Source organism: Amycolatopsis sp. lyj-108 (assembly GCF_046549005.1).
Classification (GTDB): Bacteria; Actinomycetota; Actinomycetes; order Mycobacteriales; family Pseudonocardiaceae; genus Amycolatopsis.
Genome location: NZ_JAJPWQ010000001.1, coordinates 714,627 through 731,272, shown reverse-complemented (window position 1 = coordinate 731,272; position 16,646 = coordinate 714,627). Strand labels below are relative to the sequence as shown.

Here is a 16,646-nt window from a genome sequence, read left to right as displayed (position 1 = left end):
GGCCCGGGTTTCCTTTCGGGAGATCTCGTGGTTAAGGTGACGTCGTGGCTCGAGTTCTCCTGCTTCGCTGCCGCGACGGGGCCTGATCGGACCGGCTCCCCGTCGCGGGGCTTCGTGGTGCCGGTCGTCGCACCCGATTCTTCAGGAGAACCTTCCCCTCATGAGCATCCGTAAGCCCACGCGCCCGGCCCCTTCCGAGCAGGCTTCGTGGAACACCCAGCGCGGCACTTCGATGCCCGTACACCGCTATCGCCCCTGGTACGACCTGGTCGAGGACATCTCGCTGCCCGACCGCACCTGGCCGGACAAGCGCATCGACACCGCGCCGCTGTGGTGCGCGGTCGACCTGCGCGACGGCAACCAGGCCCTGATCGACCCGATGTCGCCCGCGCGCAAGCGCAAGTTCTTCGACCTGCTGGTCCGCATGGGCTACAAGGAGATCGAGGTCGGCTTCCCGGCGGCGTCGCAGACGGACTTCGACTTCGTCCGCGAGATCATCGACGAGGGCGCCATCCCGGACGACGTCAGCATCCAGGTGCTGACCCAGTGCCGCCCGGAACTGATCGAGCGCACGTTCAAGGCGCTCGAAGGCGCGCCGCGCGCGATCGTCCACATCTACAACTCGACCTCGATCCTGCAGCGTCGCGTCGTGTTCCGCGAGGAGCGCATCGGCATCACGAAGATCGCTTCGCAGGCCGCTGAGCTGGTCGTCGACTACGCCGCGAAGCAGCCGGACACCGACTTCCGCTTCCAGTACTCGCCGGAGTCCTACACGGGCACCGAGCTGTCGTACGCGCTCGAGGTCTGCAACACGATCACCGAGATCTGGCAGCCGACGCCGGAGAAGCCGGTCATCCTGAATCTGCCCGCCACCGTCGAGATGGCGTCACCGAACGTCTACGCCGACTCGATCGAGTGGATGCACCGCAACCTGGAGCGCCGCGATTCGGTGATCCTGTCGCTGCACCCGCACAACGACCGCGGCACCGGCATCGCCGCCGCCGAACTGGGCTTCCAGGCCGGCGCGGACCGGATCGAAGGCTGCCTGTTCGGCAACGGCGAGCGCACCGGCAACGTCGACCTGGTCGCGCTGGGCATGAACCTGTACAGCCAGGGCGTCGACCCGCAGATCGACTTCTCCGACATGGACGAGATCAAGCGGACCGTCGAATACTGCAACCAGCTGCCCGTGCACGAACGCAGCCCGTGGGCGGGTGACCTGGTGTTCACCGCGTTCTCCGGCAGCCACCAGGACGCGATCAACAAGGGCCTCGACGCGATGAATGCCGCCGCCGACAAGGCGGGGACGCCGGTCGACGAGCACCCGTGGGAGGTCCCGTACCTGCCGATCGACCCGAAGGACATCGGCCGCAACTACGAGGCCGTCATCCGGGTGAACTCGCAGTCCGGCAAGGGCGGCGTCGCCTACATCATGAAGGCCGAGCACCAGCTCGACCTGCCGCGGCGCCTGCAGATCGAGTTCTCGAAGGTCGTCCAGCGCCACACCGACACCGAGGGCGGCGAGGTCGACCCGACCACGATGTGGAACGCGTTCTCGGCCGAGTACCTGGAGCTGAAGACGCCGCTGGAGCTGGTCCGCCGGCACGTCAGGGACAACGGCGACGGCGAGTACGACATCACCGCCACCGTCCGGGTCGAAGGCGACGAACACGAGGTCACCGGCCGCGGGAACGGCCCGATCGCGGCGTTCTTCGACGCGCTGTCGACCGTCGGGTTCGACCTGCGGCTGCTGGACTACAGCGAGCACACGCTCTCGCCGGGCGACGACGCGCGCGCCGCGTCGTACATCGAGTGCGCGATCTCCGACCGGGTGTACTGGGGCATCGGGATCGACCCGTCGATCGTGACCGCTTCGCTGCGGGCCGTCGTCTCGGCCGTGAACCGGGCTCACCGGTAGGTCTCCCGATTGAGATGAAGGGGCCTTTCATAGCAAATTTTGCTGTGAAAGGCCCCTTCATCTCACGTGTGACGCCCGCACAACCCGCAACCAGAGGACTACTTGCGCCGGGTTAGAGGGCCTTCACGGCGGCCAGGATGTCGGCCGGGTCGGTGCGGGTGGTGTAGTCCGGGTGTACGTCGATGTAGCGGATGACGCCTTCGCCGTCCACGACCAGGACGGTCGGGTACGGCAGTTCCCAGTCCGCCGCCCCGTTGATCTTCTCGACGTCGCCGATGAGCGTGTCGAAGACCGGCTTCGTCTCCGGCGCCAGCTCGAACGTGATGCCGAGTGCACGCCCGAGCGCGTTGTCCACATCGGACAGCACGGTGAACTCCAGATCCTTTGTGGACAGCGAGTCGTCCGGCAGCTGCGGGCTGACCGCGACCAGTTTCACGCCCAGGTTTTCCAGCTCCGGCAACAGTTCCTGCTGGTACGTGCGCAAGGCCAGGTTGCAGTACGGACACCACGCGCCGCGATAGAACACGACGACCGCCGGCCCGTCCGCGACCCGGACCTGAGCGCCGCCGGCGTCCGGCAGCGTGAGCTCCGGCATCGCCGTCCCCGGCTTCGCGGCCGCCTCGGCGACCACCCCGACGAACGTTTCGCGGTCGGCCTTGAGCACCTCGGCGATCTCCGCCGGAACGTGGCTCGCGACCGAGCTCCGCAGCTCGGCGAGGTCGGTGTTGAGATCCCCCATGGTCGGCTCCTCTGGTTGTACTGATCGGTACAGTGCGGCCGACTGTACTATCCGGTACATGAGTGGTCAACCGGCGAAGACCCCGCGAGGGCGGATGACTCGGGACGCGATCGTCGACGCGGCCGCCGCGCTGATGTACGTCAACGGCGTGGCCGGGACGAGCGTCGACAAGGTGCTCGCGGCCAGTGGCGCCGGGAAATCGCAGATGTACCACTACTTCAAGAACAAGGACGAACTCGTCGAAGCGGTCATCGCCCGCTTCCTCGAGAAGATCCTCGGCAACCAGCCGACCATCTTCGAGCTGCACGACTGGGCCGATTTCGACCAGTGGGCGAGCGAGATCCTGGCCGTCCAGACCACCCCCCAGGGACCGATCGCCTGCCCGCTCGGCAACCTCACCGGCGAACTCGGCGACGACCCCAAGATGGCGCCGCTGCTCGACAAGGCCTACCGCGAATGGGAGTCACATCTCGAACGCGGACTGGAGTCCTTGCAAGCAAAGGGAAAGCTCATCGACGACGCCGACCCGGCCAGGCTCGCGCAGGCCGCGATGGCCTGTGTCCAGGGCGGTCTGCTGATGGCCCACGTGCGGCACGACATCACGCCGATCGCCGACGCGCTCCGGATCGCGCTGGACCATCTGAAGAGTCACGCTCGCCCGTGAGCGCCGCGACCTCGTCGGCGAGCGCGTCGAGCACCTTCGCCACCGCCGGCCGCGAAGACGCGCCGAGCCGATACACCGCCTCCACGTGCCGCGCCGCCTTGATCCCGGCGAGCGGACGGCAGACGAGACCGCTGCCGCGGCGAGTGTCCATTGTGTACCTGGGCAGCAACGCGATCCCATGCCCGGCCGCGACGAGCCGTTCGGTGATGCGGAAATCGTTGATGCGCTGGACCACCTGCGGGCGCACGCCGGTGCGGATGATCAGCGACTGGAGGATGTCGTCGACCGGGAAGCCGGCGTTGACGCTGATCCAGCGTTCGTCGGCCAGTTCGGCGAGCTCGATGCGGCGCCGTTTCGCGAGCCGATGCCCCGCGGGGAGCGCGACGTCGAGCGGTTCACGCAGCAGATGCCGTGTCTCCAGCCGGTCCGACCCGAGCGACGGCGCGTGCTCGTCCCGGTGCGCCACCACGATGTCGTAATCCGCGACGAGCCCGGGGACCTCCGGCGGGGTCATGTCGACGTCGCGCACGATGACGTCCAGTCCGTCGAACTCCGCCGTCCGGTGCAGCAGGCCGGGCAGCAGCATCAGCCCGGCCGACTGGAAGATCGCCATCCGCACGCGGCCGCGAGGAGCGCTGCGGTAAGTGTCCAATTCGGACTCCGCGCGTTCGAGGGCGGCGAGCACGTCGTCCGCGCGGGCGACCAGCGCGCGGCCCGCGTCGGTCAGCCGCAGCCCTCGCCCGGCGGGTTCCGTGAGCGCGAGACCGACGTCACTTTGCAAGGCGCGCAGCTGCTGGGAAACCGCGGACGGGGTGCAGTGCAACGCCTTCGCGGCCGCCGTCACGCTGCCGCGGTCGGCGAACTCCCGCAGGGTCCGCAACCGGCCGATGTCCATGCCGCCAGCATATGTGAAGCCGAACTGAACGGTCGCTGCAAATATTCTCGCTGGTCCTAAATGGTCGTTACCCGTAAGAGTGAAGACATGCCCGCCCGCGATCGTCTGCTCGCCCTGCTCGTCGCCGTCCTCTGGGGCTGCAACTTTCTCGCCATCCACGCCACCCTCGGCCAGTTCCCGCCCGTCTTCGCCGGCGGGCTGCGCTTCGCGGTCATCGCCATCCCGACCATCCTGTTCGTGCCATGGCCGAAGGTGAAGATCCGCCACCTGCTCGGCTACGGGCTCGGGTTCGGCACCGGGCAGTTCGTGTTCCTCTTCATCGCGATGGACACCGGCATGCCGACCGGTCTCGCGTCGCTGGTGCTGCAGGCTTCGGCCCCGTTCACCGTCCTGCTCGGCGCCGTCTTCCTGCGGGAACGCGTGTCGAGGCGGCAGCTCGCCGGAATACTGCTCGCCGTCGCCGGGATGGCGACGATCGCCTGGCAGCAGGCGGGGAACGCCGCCCTGCTGCCGGTGATCCTGACCCTGCTCGGCGCGCTGAGCTGGGCGTTCGGCAACCTGAGCACCCGACAGGCGGCACCGGACAACCCGCTGAACTTCGTCCTCTGGATGTCGGTGGTGCCGCCGCTGCCGATGTTCGCGCTGTCGCTGGTCATGGAGGGCCCCGCCGAGATCGGGCACTCGCTGAGCACGCTGGGGACCCCGACCGGGCTGATCGGCCTCGGCGGGCTCGCCTACGTGGTGCTGTTCGGCACGATCGTCGGCTCCGGGATCTGGACGTCGCTGATGCGCCGCAATCCGGCGGGCGTGGTCGCGCCGTTCTCCCTGCTGGTGCCGGTGGTCGGGCTGTCGATGGCGTTCCTGGTGCTGGACGAGCGGCCGTCGCCGCTGGAGATCGTCGCGGCGGCCGTGGTCATCGGCGGGGTCCTGTTCGGTTCGGCGAAACGCCGCGTGCGCGAGCCGGACTTCCTCGCTGAAGCCGAAACACCTCAGCCCACTGGCGTGCGGTGAGGGTCTTGGGCAGGGCCGTCGGCGGAATCCGCTCCTCCTGAAGCCAGCGCCGGGTCTCGCGGGACGCGCCGACCATCTCCGCGATCCCCCGGCCCCGGCCGGTGAACACGCGCCGCACGAAGTCCTGATAGCGCTCGCGGTCTTCGACGAGCGGACGCTCCCTGCGGGTCATGGTCAACAGCCCGCCGTCGACGCCGGGCCGAGGCCGGAATGCCGTCGCCGGGACCCTGCTGACCAGCCGGAACTCGAACCACGGCCACCACTGCGCGGTCATCATCGTCGCGCCGCCGACACCCGCGCGGCGGCGCGCCACCTCCCACTGCGTGAGCAGTACGGCGTCCGTCCACATCGGAGCGGTGAGGACGCGCCGCAGCAGCGCGGTGGTCAGATGGAACGGCAGATTGCCGACCAGCACGTACGGCGTCGGCGGCGGGGTGAACCGCAGGAAGTCCGCGGTGACGATCTCCGTCGGCGGCTCGACGCGGCCCGCCAGCCTCGCGGCACGGCGGTCGTCGATTTCGACGCCGGTCAACCGCCTGCCCAGCCGTTGCAGGGGCAGGGTCAGCGCGCCGTCGCCAGGGCCGATCTCGATGATCGGCCCGTCGGTGACGGCGACGAGCCGCACCACGGTTTCGATGGTGTTCCGGTCGATGAGGAAGTTCTGGCCGAGTTCATGACGGCCAGGACGTTGTGTGCGCAAGGGATCTCCGCGGCTTCGAGGTGAGCCGGGCAGCACGAGGCGGGCCCGGCGATGACTCGCTCGGGCGACGGTTCCTTGCTGGACGCTGGGGATCCGCCGCTAGGCGCGGCGGGTCCTGGTGAACGCGGAAGCACACATGGCGGCGAAACTACCTCGGGCCGGTGTGCTCCCGCGAACGGTTTTACGCGCCGATCCGGCTCGTACCCAGGTGCTCGACCGGCCCGGACAGCGCGGCCTTGACCCCGCGTGTGAGGTCGTCGGTGAGCACTTCGGTCTCGCCCTTTTCGAGCCCGTCGACGACCTGACGGGCGACGTCACGCGGGTCGTTCTTGGGGATGTCGAGGCCCTGGGTCATGTCGGTGTCGGTGTAGGCGAGGTGGACGCCGACGACGTGGGTGCCCTGCTCGGCGAACTCGATCCGGAGCGAGTTGGTGAGCGACCAGAAGGCCGCCTTCGACGCGCCGTAGGAACCCGAGCCCGCCGCCCACGACAGGATCGAATGCACGTTGACCAGTGCTCCGCCGTCCTTGAGCCGCGGCGCAAACGCTTGCGCGATCCGCAGCGCACCGAAGACGTTCGTCTCGAAGACCGGGCGGTGCGCGTCGACGTCTTCGGTGAGCAGCGAGCCGAGGCCGAGGACCCCGGCGTTGTTGAAGACGACCGTGACGTCACTCGCCCGCTCGGCCAGCGCGCGGACGGATTCCGGGTCGGTGACGTCGAGCGGGAGCGGCACGATCCGCGGGTCGGTCTCCTCGCGCGGCGACCTGGCGGTCGCGTACACCTTGGCCGCGCCGCGGCCGAGCAGTTCGGCGACGAACGCCTTGCCGAGTCCGCGCTGTCCGCCGGTGACCAGGACGACGGCGCCTTCGATGGAGGTCATGACTTGCTCCCTTGACAGAAGTGTTCGGCTTTTGCCTCTGTCGTCAGGATGGAGACGCGAGCCGACAGAGTCAAGTACGCTTGACCTATGTCATGGACCGCGACCGACCGCTACCGGTTACGCACCGCCCCGTCGGGGCTGGCGCTCGTTCAGGACTTCCTCAACACGAAGGCGATCAAGACACACGGCCTCGACCTGCTGAGCGACGCCGATCTGGCGCGGCCCTGGGCCGCCGAGGCGCTGGCGGAATGGTCGCGGACCCGGGACGCCGACGTGCCCGAGATCACGCTGGGTCCGAGCGACCTTCGCGCGCTTCGAGAGCTTCGCGGGTCTTTCGTTTCGCTCCTGGACGGCGACGATGTGGCCGTCCAGAAGCCGATCAAGGCGGATCTGGCCCTGCGGGACGGCGTCGTCCGGCTGTTCCCGTCCGGTACCGGACGGCAGTGGCTCACTTCGGCGCTGTGGACGGAAACGCTGCTCGCGCAGCAGGCCGGGATCTGGCCGCGGCTGAAACTGTGCCGGCTCGACGGCTGCCGTTCGGCCTTCTACGACGTCTCGCGCAACAACAGCGGGGTCTGGCACGACGTGCGGACCTGCGGGAACGTCGCGAACCTGCGGGCGGCGCGGGAGCGGAAGAAAGCGCTCAGCTGAACGAGGCCAGCGCCGACGGGATCGGGATCTCGCCGCCGATGACGTCGAAACCCTGGTTCTCGGTGAGCGGCTCTTCCAGCGTGCCGACCAGGACGGCGGCGACGTCCGCGCGGGAGACGCGGCCCGGTTCGAGGTGACCGGCGACCTTGACGTGGCCGGTGGGATGGTCGTCGGTGAGCGTGCCGGGCCGGACGATCGTCCAGTTCAGGCTCGAACGGCGGAGGACGCTGTCGGAGATCTGCTTCGCCATCAGGATCGACCGCACCAGGCGATCGCCCTGATCCGGCGCGTCCGCGAACTGCGCGGAAAGCTGCACGAACCGCGAGACACCCGCCTTCTCCGCCGCGCGGATCGCGGTGATCACGCCGTCGCGGTCGACGAGATCGACCGAGGCCTGATCCGGATCGGGCGCGCCGATCGCGCTGATCACCACCTCGGAACCGGCGAGCGCCTCGACGAGGTCGTCCGCGTCGGCGGTGACGTCCGCGACCACGGTTTCGGCGCCGAGACCGGCGACCTCGTCGGCGCGGCGACGGCTGCGCAACCCCGCCCGCACCTGATGACCCCGCCCCCGCAGGAGCCGGACCACGTGGATCCCCGTCCGCCCCGACGCACCCAGCACTGTGACCCGCATTACACGAGTCTGCCCGAAGGCGGCCGCTTTTGCCTGGTCACACCCGCCGCAATTCGTCACCTACTTGCGATGGGCGCCGCAAGTAGGTGACTAATTGCGGTGGTGCTTGGCCTTGCGGCGGGGTTTGGCGCCTCGCCGACAGGGCCGCCCGACGGGGCCGCGCGTGTTGCGAAAGCCACTTTCGCAACCTTCAACGTTGCGAAAGTGGCTTTCGCAACGCGTCCGGTCACGCGCCCGCCGCAATTCGTCACCTACTTGCGGTGGTCCCAAGTACATGAAGGCCCCCTTCCTGTAGCTGGACGCAAGGAAGGGGGCCTTCATGTACTTCGCTGGAGCTAGAGGATCTCCGCCGCCGAGCCGACGTCCGGCAGACCGCCGACGTCCGGGTTCAGCTCTCCGGCGCCGACGAGTTCCGCCTTGACCTCATGCGGTTTGATCCGGCCATCGCGGATGTCCTCCGCGTAGTGGCAGGCGACCCGGTGCCCGGCGCCGATCTCCCGCAGCTGCGGGCGGTCGGTGTCGCACAGGCTCTGCTGCTTCCACGGGCACCGCGTGTGGAACCGGCAGCCGGACGGCGGCCGCGCCGGCGAGGGCAGGTCGCCGGCGAGCAGGATCTGCTCCCGGCTGTCCTCCACCACCGGGTCCGGCACGGGGATCGCCGAGAGCAGCGCCCGCGTGTACGGGTGCAGCGGGTTCTCGTACAGCGTGTCGGCGTCGGCCTCTTCGACCAGCGAGCCGAGGTACATCACGCCGATGCGGTCGGAGATGTGCCGCACCACCGCGAGGTCGTGCGCGATCACCAGGTAGGTGAGCCCGAGTTTCGTCTGCAGATCTTCCAGGAGGTTGACCACCTGCGCCTGCACCGAGACGTCCAGCGCGGACACCGGTTCGTCGGCGACGATCAGGTCCGGTTCGACCGCGAGCGCCCGCGCGATGCCGATGCGCTGACGCTGGCCGCCCGAGAACTCGTGCGGGTACTTCCGCAGCGAGGACTCCGGAAGACCCACGGCGGACAGGAGTTCACGCAACCGCTTGGCGGTCGTTTCCTTGTCGTCGGCGAGGCCGTGCGCCTTCATTCCTTCGGTCAGAATGGATTCCACCGACTGCCGAGGGTCCAAAGAGGACATCGGGTCCTGGAAGACCATCTGCATCCGGCGGCGGGCCTTGCGCAGGTCCTCGCCCTTGAGGCCCGCGACGTCGGTGCCGTCGAAGACGACGTTGCCGTTCGTCAGCTCGGTCAGCCGGAGGATCGCCCTGCCCAAAGTGGACTTCCCGCAGCCGGATTCCCCGACCAGACCGTAGGTTTCACCCTTGCGGATGGCCAGATCGACGCCGTCCACGGCGTACACGTACCCGACCGTGCGGTCGAAGACGATGCCGCGTTTGATCGGGAAGTGCACCTTGAGGTCGTTGACCTCGAGCAGTACTTCCTGCTCCGGTACCGCGTGCGTCATCGGGCCCCTCCTCGTGCGGCCACGGCCGGGATCACCGGGTTGTGGCAGCGCAGCAGTCCTCCGCGATCGGGGGTCAGCTGCGGTGAAACCTCCCGGCACACGCCGAGAGCGTTCGGGCAGCGGGGCGCGAAGGCGCAACCGCCGTCCCACGGGATGTTGTCGGAGACGGATCCCTTGATGGGGATGAGTTTCTCTCCGCGGCCCGCGTCGAGACGCGGGATCGAGGCGAGCAGGCCGTGCGTGTACGGATGCCGGGGCTCGGCGAACAGCGAGTGCCGCTCGGCCCGCTCGACGATCTTGCCGCCGTAGAGCACGTTGACCTCGTCGCAGAGTCCGGCGACGACACCGAGGTCGTGCGTGATCATGATCAGCGCGGTCCCGGTGTCCTGCACCAGTTCCCGCAGCAGCGCGAGGATCTGCGCCTGGATCGTCACGTCGAGCGCGGTGGTCGGCTCGTCGGCGATGAGCAGCCGGGGACGGCAGGCGAGCGCGATCGCGATCAGCGCGCGCTGCCGCATCCCGCCGGAAAGCTGGTGCGGGTACTCGGAAAGCCGCCGTGCCGGGTCGGGGATGCCGACCTTGTCCAGCAGTTCCGCCGCCTCCACCGACGCCGCCTTGCGCGACATCCCGCGATGCCGCTCCAGCACCTCGGTGATCTGGAGGCCGATCGGGATGACCGGGTTCAGCGAGGACAGCGGATCCTGGAACACCATGCCGAGGTCGCGGCCGCGGCGGTCCCGCATTTCCTTGTCCGGCAGGCTGAGCAGATCCGTGCCTTCGAACGACACCGAACCGCTGACGTGGTTGCCGCGTTTCGCGAGCAGCCGCATGATCGCCAGCGAGGTCACGGACTTGCCGCAACCGGACTCGCCGACGAGGCCGACCGTCTGGCCGGGTTCGACGTCGAAACTGACCTCGTCCACCGCGGTGAACGGCTTCTCGCCGCGCCGTTGGAAAACGACCTTGAGGTCGCGTACTTCAAGGAGAGCCATGAAAGATCACCGCCTGTTCTTCGGATCGAGGGCTTCCCGCAAGGACTCGCCGAGCAGCGTGAACCCGAGCGCGACGATGATGATCGCGATGGCCGGGTAGTACGCCAGCTCGGGGCGGATGTCGAGGAACTGCCGAGCGCTGCGGCTCAGCATGATGCCCCATTCCGCCCGGTTCGGGTCCGGGTCGCCGAGACCGAGGAACGACAGCGCAGCCGCCTCGAGGATGGCGGTCGCCAGGGTCAGCGTGGCCTGCACGATGACCGGGCCGAGCGAGTTGGGCAGCATATGCCGCAACACGACCGCCCTGCGTTTGACGCCGAGCGACGTCGCCGCGAGCACATGGTCGCTGTTCCGTTGCGCGAGCATCGACCCACGCAGCAACCGCGCGAAAATCGGCACGCTGACCATCGACACCGCGACGATCACCGTCCACTGGCTCGGCTTCTGGAACAGCGCGGCGACCGAGATCGCCAGCAGCAGCGACGGCACGGACAGCATGACGTCGACGAGCCGCATCAGCACGGTGTCGACCCAGCCGCCGAAAGCGCCGGCGAGGCCACCGATGATCATGCCGACCACGACGCCGATGATCGTCGCGAGCACACCGACCAGCAGCGTGTTCTGCGCGCCGACCAGCAGCCGCGAAAGGTAGTCGCGGCCGAAGTCGTCGACACCGAGCGGGAAACCGGGCTGAGCGCCCGGAATGATGCCCTGGCCGAGGATGACCTGGCCCTGCAGATACCGCTCGTAGGGATCCTTCGGCGCCAGCAGCGGCGCGAAGATCGCCACGAGCAGGAACAGTCCGGTGATCACGGCGCCGGTGATGGCCACCGGGCTCCGCATCATCCGGCGCAGTGCCTCGCCACCGAGGCTGTGCCCCTTCGCCGACGAAGCCGCGAGCTTGTCGATCGGCTCCTTCTTCTTGTTCAGCAAAGTGTTCATCGGACACGCACCCTCGGGTCGATGAGCCCGTACGAGACGTCGACCAGCATGTTCACCAGCACGTAGACCAGCGCGCCGAACAGCAGCAGCGCCTGCAGACGCGGGTAGTCACGCCGTTCGATGCCTTCGGCGAGCAGGAAGCCGAGGCCGCGGAAGTTGAACACCCGCTCGGTCAGCACGGCGCCACCGAGCAGCGCGCCGGTCTGGAGACCGATGACGGTGACCACCGGCAGCAGGCCGTTGCGGAGCACGTGACGGCGCCGGACGATCGGCTGGGTCAGGCCCTTCGAGTTGGCCGTGCGGATGAAGTCCTCGTTCAGCACGTCCAGCACCGAAGCCCGGGTGATCCGGACGATGACCGCGAGCGGAATCGTGGCCAGCGCGAACGCCGGGAGGATCAGGTGGGCGATCGCGTCCCAGGCGGCGTCCCATTCCTGGGTGATGATGCCGTCGAGGACGGCGAACCCGGTGACGGTGGTGGCGTCGAGGCCCGCCATCTGACGGCCCTGCGAGGGAAGTCCCAGCGGGGCGGCCAGCAGGTCCTGCATCATGTAGCCGAGGAAGAACACCGGCACGGCGACGCCGACCAGGCTCAGCACGATGATGACGTTGTCGACGGTCCCGCCGCGGAAGCGGGCGGACAGGTAGCCGAACGGGATGCCGAAGCCCACCGCGATGAGCATCGCGCAGAAGCCGAGCTCGAGGGTGGCGGGAAGGAAGTTCCCGATCTCCGACATGACCGGCTGGGCGGAGACCAGCGAGTTGCCGAAGTCGCCGGTGATCGCCCGGCCTAGGAACTTGAAGTACTGGACGAAGATCGGATCGTCGAGGCCGAGGAGCTTGTTCAGGTCGGCGATCTTCTCCGGGGTCGCCTTGTCACCCAGCAGGGCGCCGGCGGGGCCGCCGGGAAGGGACCGTAGCCAGGCGAAGATCAAAATGGACAGGATCAAGAGCGTCGGTATCGCTTGTAGCAGCCGACGCACGAGAAAACGGAGCACGTGCGTTCCTTTGTTGCCAGCCCGGGAATGGGCCACAGGGGGCGGGCGCGGTAGCGCCCACCCCCTGGTGGCTTAGTGGTGGTGGATCAGTTGACCGTGACGGTGTAGAAGCGCTCGTCGGTCAGCGGGCTGGCGACCAGACCCTTCACCTTCGGGCCGACGACGATCGCCGGGGGGCCGTAGGAGATCGGGATGGCGGGCAGGTACTCCATGATCTGCTTGTTGACTTCCTGGTACGCCTTGGTGTGCGCCTCACCGGCGGGCGCGGCGTCCGCGGCGGAGAGGGCGTTGAAGAGCTCGGGGTTGCTGAAACCGAACTCCGCCTTCTCGCGGCCGAAGAAGGTGCCGACGAAGTTACCGGCGTCGTTGTAGTCACCGGTCCAGCCGAGCAGGTGCACGTCGTGCTTGCCCGCCTTCTGGACGTCGTCCTTGTAGCCACCGTTCCACGGCTTGGCGATCGGCTCGACCTTGATGCCCATGGCCTTCATGTCCTCGGACAGCGAGGTGAAGATGTCGGCCGGGTTCGGCATGTACGGCCGGGTGACCTCGGTCGGGTAGTAGAACTTGAGGGTCATGCCCTCGGCGCCGGCCGCCTTCAGCAGGTCTTTCGCCTTCTGAAGGTTGTAGTCGTACTTGGTGACGTTCTCGTTGTAGCCGTCGATCGCCTTCGGCACGAACTGCGTCGCGGTCTCGGCGCCCTCGGGGAGCTTCGACTTCACGAACTGCTCACGGTTGAGGCCGTACGCCAGCGCCTTGCGGACGTTGGGGTCCTTCAGCTTCGGGTTGTTCTTCTGGTTGATGCCCAGGTACAGGATGTTGAACGACGGGCGGATGAGCACCTGCTCACCGTCGTTGCGCAGCAGGCCGTAGTCCGCGGGCGACGGGTAGTCGTAGCCCTGGATGTCGCCGGCCTTGAGCGCCTGCTTGCGGGCGTTCTCGTCCGGGATGACCTTGAAGACCAGCTTGTCGAGCTTGGCCGTCTGGGTCGGCGAGTCGGTGGCCTTGACCAGCGTGATCTCACCCTTGGCCTGGTCCCAGCTCTCGAACTTGAACGGGCCGGTGCCGGTCGGGTGCTTCAGCGCGTACTCCGGGTAGGAGAACGAGTCACCGCTCTGGGTGACGGCGTCGGCGTTGTACTTCTTCAGCGCGTCCGGGCTCTGGATGGACAGCGACGGCAGGGTGAAGGCCGCCGGGAAGGCGCCCTTGGCCTTGTTCAGGTTCAGGACGGCGGTGGACTCGTCCTTGGCCTGGCAGTCCTTGAACACCGGGTCGCCGGAAGCGTCGCCCTCGTTCTTCGCGAAGCCCTCGAAGACGTCGCCGTAGTAGATCATCTGGCTCTGGGCGGCGGCGCCCTTCATGTTGAACATGCGGTTGAAGTTGAAGCAGACCGCTTCGGCGTTGAACGGGGTGCCGTCGTGGAACTTCACACCCTTCTTCAGGGTGAAGGTCCAGGTCTTGCCTTCGTTGCTGCCTTCCCACTTCTCCGCCAGACCCGGCTCGAGGTCCGCGGTCCCCGGCTTGTTCATGATCAGCGTGTCCATCATCTGGCGGATGATGCGGAAGGTTTCACCGTCGTCGTTGAAGAGCGGGTCGAACGTCTTCGGGTTACCGGCGGCTCCGAAGACCATGGTGCCTCCCGAGCCACCCCCTGCGCCTTCTTCACGCTTCGATTCGGCACAGGCGGAAATGGAGACCGCGAGTGCGCCGGCAAGCCCGATCAGGGCCACACGGCGTGCTCGGGTCACCCGCAGTTGCTGCATCTGGCACCCCTTGAGGAGATATTCGGTGTTTAGGCACCGTCGGCGTCGATCGGTCGAAACTCGAACTCCGCGGACGATCGGTGTGCTCGCCGACACTAGCGGGAACTCAGCCCGCACTTAAGCACGCGAGGTTACGATCGCGCTACACGACGGCCAATACGACCGCAAAGTGTCCGCAATTCTGGACGGAGTGTAATCAATTTCGGACCACTAACGCGCAGAGTGCCGGGTCACTGACTCAAATGGGTGCTTACCGCTACTACCAATGGGTCACTGACAAAACAGGACATCCGTGGGTATCGGGCCCCTCTCGCGAGTGGTAAGGCCTACCCGCACAAAGGTGCCGTCGACGGGGTCTGAAGTCCGTGAAGGCCTCCTTGCGGGACTCTGTCGTTCCGCGCGCAGTACATGAAGGCCCCCTTCCTGTACCTAGGCGCAAGGATGGGGGCCTTCATGTACTGCGGGGAGGCCTTCACGCGCTGTCGCTCTAGTGCCGGGGCTCAAGATGGCGTTCCCGCCCGCCGTGGCCTCGGCACGGGCTGAGGTCAGCCCGGCATGACGTGAAGGGCCCTTCCCTACCCTCAAGGTAGGAAGGAGTCCCTCACGGACCTGCGATCCCGGCCCACCCGGCGTGGTCGCCGCCTGGCCTTGGTCTCACCACTCGCGAGAGGTGAGCACCCGGTCCGCCGCGGCACGGGTCCCGTCCACGGCGAACCACCCGCGTTCGAACAGTTGCCAGCGCCGCAGGTCCACACGGGATTCCTCGCCGTCGCGGCCCGTCGCGCGGTCGAGGCGTTCGGCCTCGTTCCCGCCGTCGAGCCAGGTCAGCAGCGACAACGACGGCCGGATCCGCGCGCGGCCACTGGAAACGCCTTCCAGCACCAGGATGTCGGGGACCGGGATCTCGACTTCTTCACCCGGTCGAGGAGTGCCGCTGGTCCAGTCCACCCGCCGGTAGCGGCCGGGCCTGCCCGCGCGCAACGGTTCCAGTACCCCGGTTTCCAGGCGTGGCCACCATGAAACGGGCTCGTCCCAGGTGGCGAACTCGTCGGTGCTCACCAGCGCTACGTGGACGCCACAGCCGCCGCGGTCGGCGAGTTCGGCGACGATCTTCCCGGCCAGCGTGGACTTCCCGGAGCCGGACGGGCCGTCGACGGCGAGCACGCGGACGGCGCCCAACCTCGGCGGGGCCGCGAAAAGGGCGTCGATCAGCGTGCGCGTACGGGGCTCACTTCGGGGAGCCCTTTGACGTTGTCGGGCGCGGCCGTCCTCGCTTCGAGCGCGGCGACGCGTTCTTCCAAGTCACGCTGGGCGTCGGCGAGTTCGCAGCGGAGCAGCGCGATTTCCTCGACGGAGGTCCGGACCTCTTCTTCGAGATGCCCGACCTCGGTCGACAGATGCAGTGCGACCAGTGCGAGCACCACACCGGCCAAGAGGAATACGAAGTTCGACGGCGTCTGAACGCCGGTTACCCTGGCCAGGAAGTCGGCGGCCTGCGGAACGAGCGCGAGCACGACCACGCCGACGGCGAGGACGAGCCAAACACCCGCGTACTTTTCCCGCAGTTTCCGCCGTCGCATCATCTCGAGGACGACGAACAGCACGAGACAGGCGACGACGATGCTGAGAATGCGCCAGCCAGCCATAATCAGCTCCTTTTACGCCGAATCCGACGAGTCGACGGCGGGGCGGCGGCGCACCAGCGCCAGCAGCAGGGCGAGTCCGGCGCGGCCGAGGTAGACGGCCGATTTCACCGGCGAATGGCTCGGCGTTCCGGCCGCCCGTTCGCGCATGATCACCGGGATTTCCTTGATCTTCAGTTCGGCGCGGATCGCCATCACGAGCGATTCGACCGTGTCGCCGAGGTATTCGGCCGGGTAGTACGCGGCGAACAGTTTGATCGCGCGCGGGCCCATCGCCTTGAACCCGGAGGTCACGTCGGTGAGCTTGGTCTTCCCGAGCCGGGAGAAAACGAGCGAGAGCGCGACCATCGCGTATTTCCGCGGGCCGCTCGCTTTGTACGAACCCTTGCCCGCGAACCGCGAGCCGATCGCGATGTCGGCGTCGTCGAGCGCGTCCAGCAGGGCGGCGACCTCGTCGGGATCGTGCTGACCGTCCGCGTCCACCTGCACGACGACGTCGTAGCCGCGGGCGGCCGCGTACCGGAAGCCGGTGCGCATCGCCCCGCCGACGCCGAGGTTCACCGCCAGGCGGGCCACCTCCGCGCCCGCCGCGCGGGCGAGGTTGGCCGTGTCGTCGGACGAGCCGTCGTCGACGACCAGCACGTCCATGCCCGGCAAGGACTGCTTGACCTGGGAAATGACCGCGCCGACACTGGCCTGCTCGTTCAACGCAGGCATCACGATGAGTACGCGGCGGGTGGTCACGGACGTACTGGACACTGGATC

At 67.8% G+C, this 16,646-nt stretch carries 17 protein-coding genes; 4 read left to right on the top strand and 13 right to left on the bottom strand.

All coding sequences use genetic code 11. The features are described 5' to 3' along the window. Window positions 1-160 precede the first annotated feature (160 nt). Window positions 161-1,918, top strand: a complete 1,758-nt coding sequence (gene leuA, locus ACLJO0_RS03600) for a 2-isopropylmalate synthase (RefSeq protein ID WP_410576528.1) — start codon at window positions 161-163, stop codon at window positions 1,916-1,918. 112 nt (window positions 1,919-2,030) lie between these two features. On the opposite strand, the gene ACLJO0_RS03595 is transcribed toward leuA, so the two are convergent. Then, window positions 2,031-2,657: a peroxiredoxin-like family protein gene (locus ACLJO0_RS03595; RefSeq protein WP_410576527.1), complete on the bottom strand. Its 627-nt coding sequence runs from the start codon at window positions 2,655-2,657 to the stop codon at window positions 2,031-2,033. Window positions 2,658-2,715: 58 nt separating this feature from the next. Here ACLJO0_RS03595 and ACLJO0_RS03590 point away from each other — a divergent pair, with 58 nt between their 5' ends. Then, the gene (locus ACLJO0_RS03590) at window positions 2,716-3,321 is read left to right on the top strand and encodes a TetR/AcrR family transcriptional regulator (protein ID WP_410576526.1); all 606 of its coding nucleotides are present in this window, start codon (window positions 2,716-2,718) and stop codon (window positions 3,319-3,321) included. Here the strand turns inward: ACLJO0_RS03590 and ACLJO0_RS03585 are convergent. Then, a complete protein-coding gene (locus tag ACLJO0_RS03585; RefSeq protein WP_410576525.1) occupies window positions 3,257-4,216 on the bottom strand; it encodes a LysR family transcriptional regulator in 960 nt (319 codons plus the stop codon). The two genes, ACLJO0_RS03590 and ACLJO0_RS03585, sit on opposite strands and share 65 nt — an antisense overlap. Window positions 4,217-4,303: 87 nt before the next feature. Between ACLJO0_RS03585 and ACLJO0_RS03580 the strand changes: the two genes are divergently transcribed. After that, window positions 4,304-5,227 (top strand): EamA family transporter, encoded by a 924-nt coding sequence (locus tag ACLJO0_RS03580; RefSeq protein WP_410576524.1) that lies wholly within the window; start codon window positions 4,304-4,306, stop codon window positions 5,225-5,227. Here ACLJO0_RS03580 and erm read toward each other — a convergent pair. Next, window positions 5,130-5,927: a 23S ribosomal RNA methyltransferase Erm gene (gene erm, locus ACLJO0_RS03575; RefSeq protein WP_410576523.1), complete on the bottom strand. Its 798-nt coding sequence runs from the start codon at window positions 5,925-5,927 to the stop codon at window positions 5,130-5,132. The genes ACLJO0_RS03580 and erm overlap by 98 nt on opposite strands. Before the next feature lie 181 nt (window positions 5,928-6,108). Further along, on the bottom strand, window positions 6,109-6,807 hold the full coding sequence (locus ACLJO0_RS03570) for an SDR family oxidoreductase (protein WP_410576522.1): 699 nt from the start codon (window positions 6,805-6,807) through the stop codon (window positions 6,109-6,111). Window positions 6,808-6,894: 87 nt separating this feature from the next. Between ACLJO0_RS03570 and ACLJO0_RS03565 the strand changes: the two genes are divergently transcribed. Beyond that, the gene (locus tag ACLJO0_RS03565) at window positions 6,895-7,458 is read left to right on the top strand and encodes a CGNR zinc finger domain-containing protein (RefSeq protein WP_410576521.1); all 564 of its coding nucleotides are present in this window, start codon (window positions 6,895-6,897) and stop codon (window positions 7,456-7,458) included. Here the strand turns inward: ACLJO0_RS03565 and ACLJO0_RS03560 are convergent. The 9 genes from ACLJO0_RS03560 to ACLJO0_RS03520 all read right to left on the bottom strand — a co-directional run bounded on the left by ACLJO0_RS03560 (window position 7,451) and on the right by ACLJO0_RS03520 (window position 16,598). Then, on the bottom strand, window positions 7,451-8,092 hold the full coding sequence (locus tag ACLJO0_RS03560; protein WP_410576520.1) for an SDR family oxidoreductase: 642 nt from the start codon (window positions 8,090-8,092) through the stop codon (window positions 7,451-7,453). The two genes, ACLJO0_RS03565 and ACLJO0_RS03560, sit on opposite strands and share 8 nt — an antisense overlap. A gap of 335 nt (window positions 8,093-8,427) precedes the next feature. Beyond that, the gene (locus tag ACLJO0_RS03555; RefSeq protein ID WP_410576519.1) at window positions 8,428-9,546 is read right to left on the bottom strand and encodes an ABC transporter ATP-binding protein; all 1,119 of its coding nucleotides are present in this window, start codon (window positions 9,544-9,546) and stop codon (window positions 8,428-8,430) included. Next, entirely contained in the window at window positions 9,543-10,538 is a 996-nt protein-coding gene (locus tag ACLJO0_RS03550; protein ID WP_125791083.1) for an ABC transporter ATP-binding protein, read from the bottom strand. The genes ACLJO0_RS03555 and ACLJO0_RS03550 overlap by 4 nt, the downstream gene beginning before the upstream one ends. Before the next feature lie 6 nt (window positions 10,539-10,544). Beyond that, a complete protein-coding gene (locus ACLJO0_RS03545; protein ID WP_125791082.1) occupies window positions 10,545-11,480 on the bottom strand; it encodes an ABC transporter permease in 936 nt (311 codons plus the stop codon). Then, the gene (locus ACLJO0_RS03540) at window positions 11,477-12,478 is read right to left on the bottom strand and encodes an ABC transporter permease (RefSeq protein ID WP_410576518.1); all 1,002 of its coding nucleotides are present in this window, start codon (window positions 12,476-12,478) and stop codon (window positions 11,477-11,479) included. Before ACLJO0_RS03540 ends, ACLJO0_RS03545 begins: the two co-directional genes overlap by 4 nt. Window positions 12,479-12,564: 86 nt before the next feature. Further along, window positions 12,565-14,106, bottom strand: coding sequence for an ABC transporter substrate-binding protein (locus ACLJO0_RS03535; protein WP_410576517.1), 1,542 nt, complete (start codon window positions 14,104-14,106; stop codon window positions 12,565-12,567). 786 nt (window positions 14,107-14,892) lie between these two features. Next, window positions 14,893-15,402 carry a uridine kinase gene (locus tag ACLJO0_RS03530; protein WP_410576516.1) on the bottom strand — a complete coding sequence of 170 codons (510 nt, stop codon included), beginning with the start codon at window positions 15,400-15,402 and terminating at the stop codon, window positions 14,893-14,895. Window positions 15,403-15,446: 44 nt separating this feature from the next. After that, window positions 15,447-15,884, bottom strand: coding sequence for a DUF2304 domain-containing protein (locus ACLJO0_RS03525; protein WP_410576515.1), 438 nt, complete (start codon window positions 15,882-15,884; stop codon window positions 15,447-15,449). A gap of 12 nt (window positions 15,885-15,896) precedes the next feature. Beyond that, window positions 15,897-16,598, bottom strand: a complete 702-nt coding sequence (locus tag ACLJO0_RS03520; protein WP_125791579.1) for a glycosyltransferase family 2 protein — start codon at window positions 16,596-16,598, stop codon at window positions 15,897-15,899. Between the last annotated feature and the right edge of the window lie 48 nt (window positions 16,599-16,646).

What these genes read in the sequence shown, in the direction of transcription:
- leuA (WP_410576528.1), top strand. Translation starts at nt 161, where the DNA reads ATGAGCATCCGTAAGCCCACGCGCCCGGCCCCTTCCGAGCAGGCTTCG.
- ACLJO0_RS03595 (WP_410576527.1), bottom strand. Translation starts at nt 2,657, where the DNA reads ATGGGGGATCTCAACACCGACCTCGCCGAGCTGCGGAGCTCGGTCGCG.
- ACLJO0_RS03590 (WP_410576526.1), top strand. Translation starts at nt 2,716, where the DNA reads ATGAGTGGTCAACCGGCGAAGACCCCGCGAGGGCGGATGACTCGGGAC.
- ACLJO0_RS03585 (WP_410576525.1), bottom strand. Translation starts at nt 4,216, where the DNA reads ATGGACATCGGCCGGTTGCGGACCCTGCGGGAGTTCGCCGACCGCGGC.
- ACLJO0_RS03580 (WP_410576524.1), top strand. Translation starts at nt 4,304, where the DNA reads ATGCCCGCCCGCGATCGTCTGCTCGCCCTGCTCGTCGCCGTCCTCTGG.
- ACLJO0_RS03570 (WP_410576522.1), bottom strand. Translation starts at nt 6,807, where the DNA reads ATGACCTCCATCGAAGGCGCCGTCGTCCTGGTCACCGGCGGACAGCGC.
- ACLJO0_RS03565 (WP_410576521.1), top strand. Translation starts at nt 6,895, where the DNA reads ATGTCATGGACCGCGACCGACCGCTACCGGTTACGCACCGCCCCGTCG.
- ACLJO0_RS03560 (WP_410576520.1), bottom strand. Translation starts at nt 8,092, where the DNA reads ATGCGGGTCACAGTGCTGGGTGCGTCGGGGCGGACGGGGATCCACGTG.
- ACLJO0_RS03555 (WP_410576519.1), bottom strand. Translation starts at nt 9,546, where the DNA reads ATGACGCACGCGGTACCGGAGCAGGAAGTACTGCTCGAGGTCAACGAC.
- ACLJO0_RS03550 (WP_125791083.1), bottom strand. Translation starts at nt 10,538, where the DNA reads ATGGCTCTCCTTGAAGTACGCGACCTCAAGGTCGTTTTCCAACGGCGC.
- ACLJO0_RS03545 (WP_125791082.1), bottom strand. Translation starts at nt 11,480, where the DNA reads ATGAACACTTTGCTGAACAAGAAGAAGGAGCCGATCGACAAGCTCGCG.
- ACLJO0_RS03535 (WP_410576517.1), bottom strand. Translation starts at nt 14,106, where the DNA reads ATGGTCTTCGGAGCCGCCGGTAACCCGAAGACGTTCGACCCGCTCTTC.
- ACLJO0_RS03525 (WP_410576515.1), bottom strand. Translation starts at nt 15,884, where the DNA reads ATGGCTGGCTGGCGCATTCTCAGCATCGTCGTCGCCTGTCTCGTGCTG.
- ACLJO0_RS03520 (WP_125791579.1), bottom strand. Translation starts at nt 16,598, where the DNA reads ATGCCTGCGTTGAACGAGCAGGCCAGTGTCGGCGCGGTCATTTCCCAG.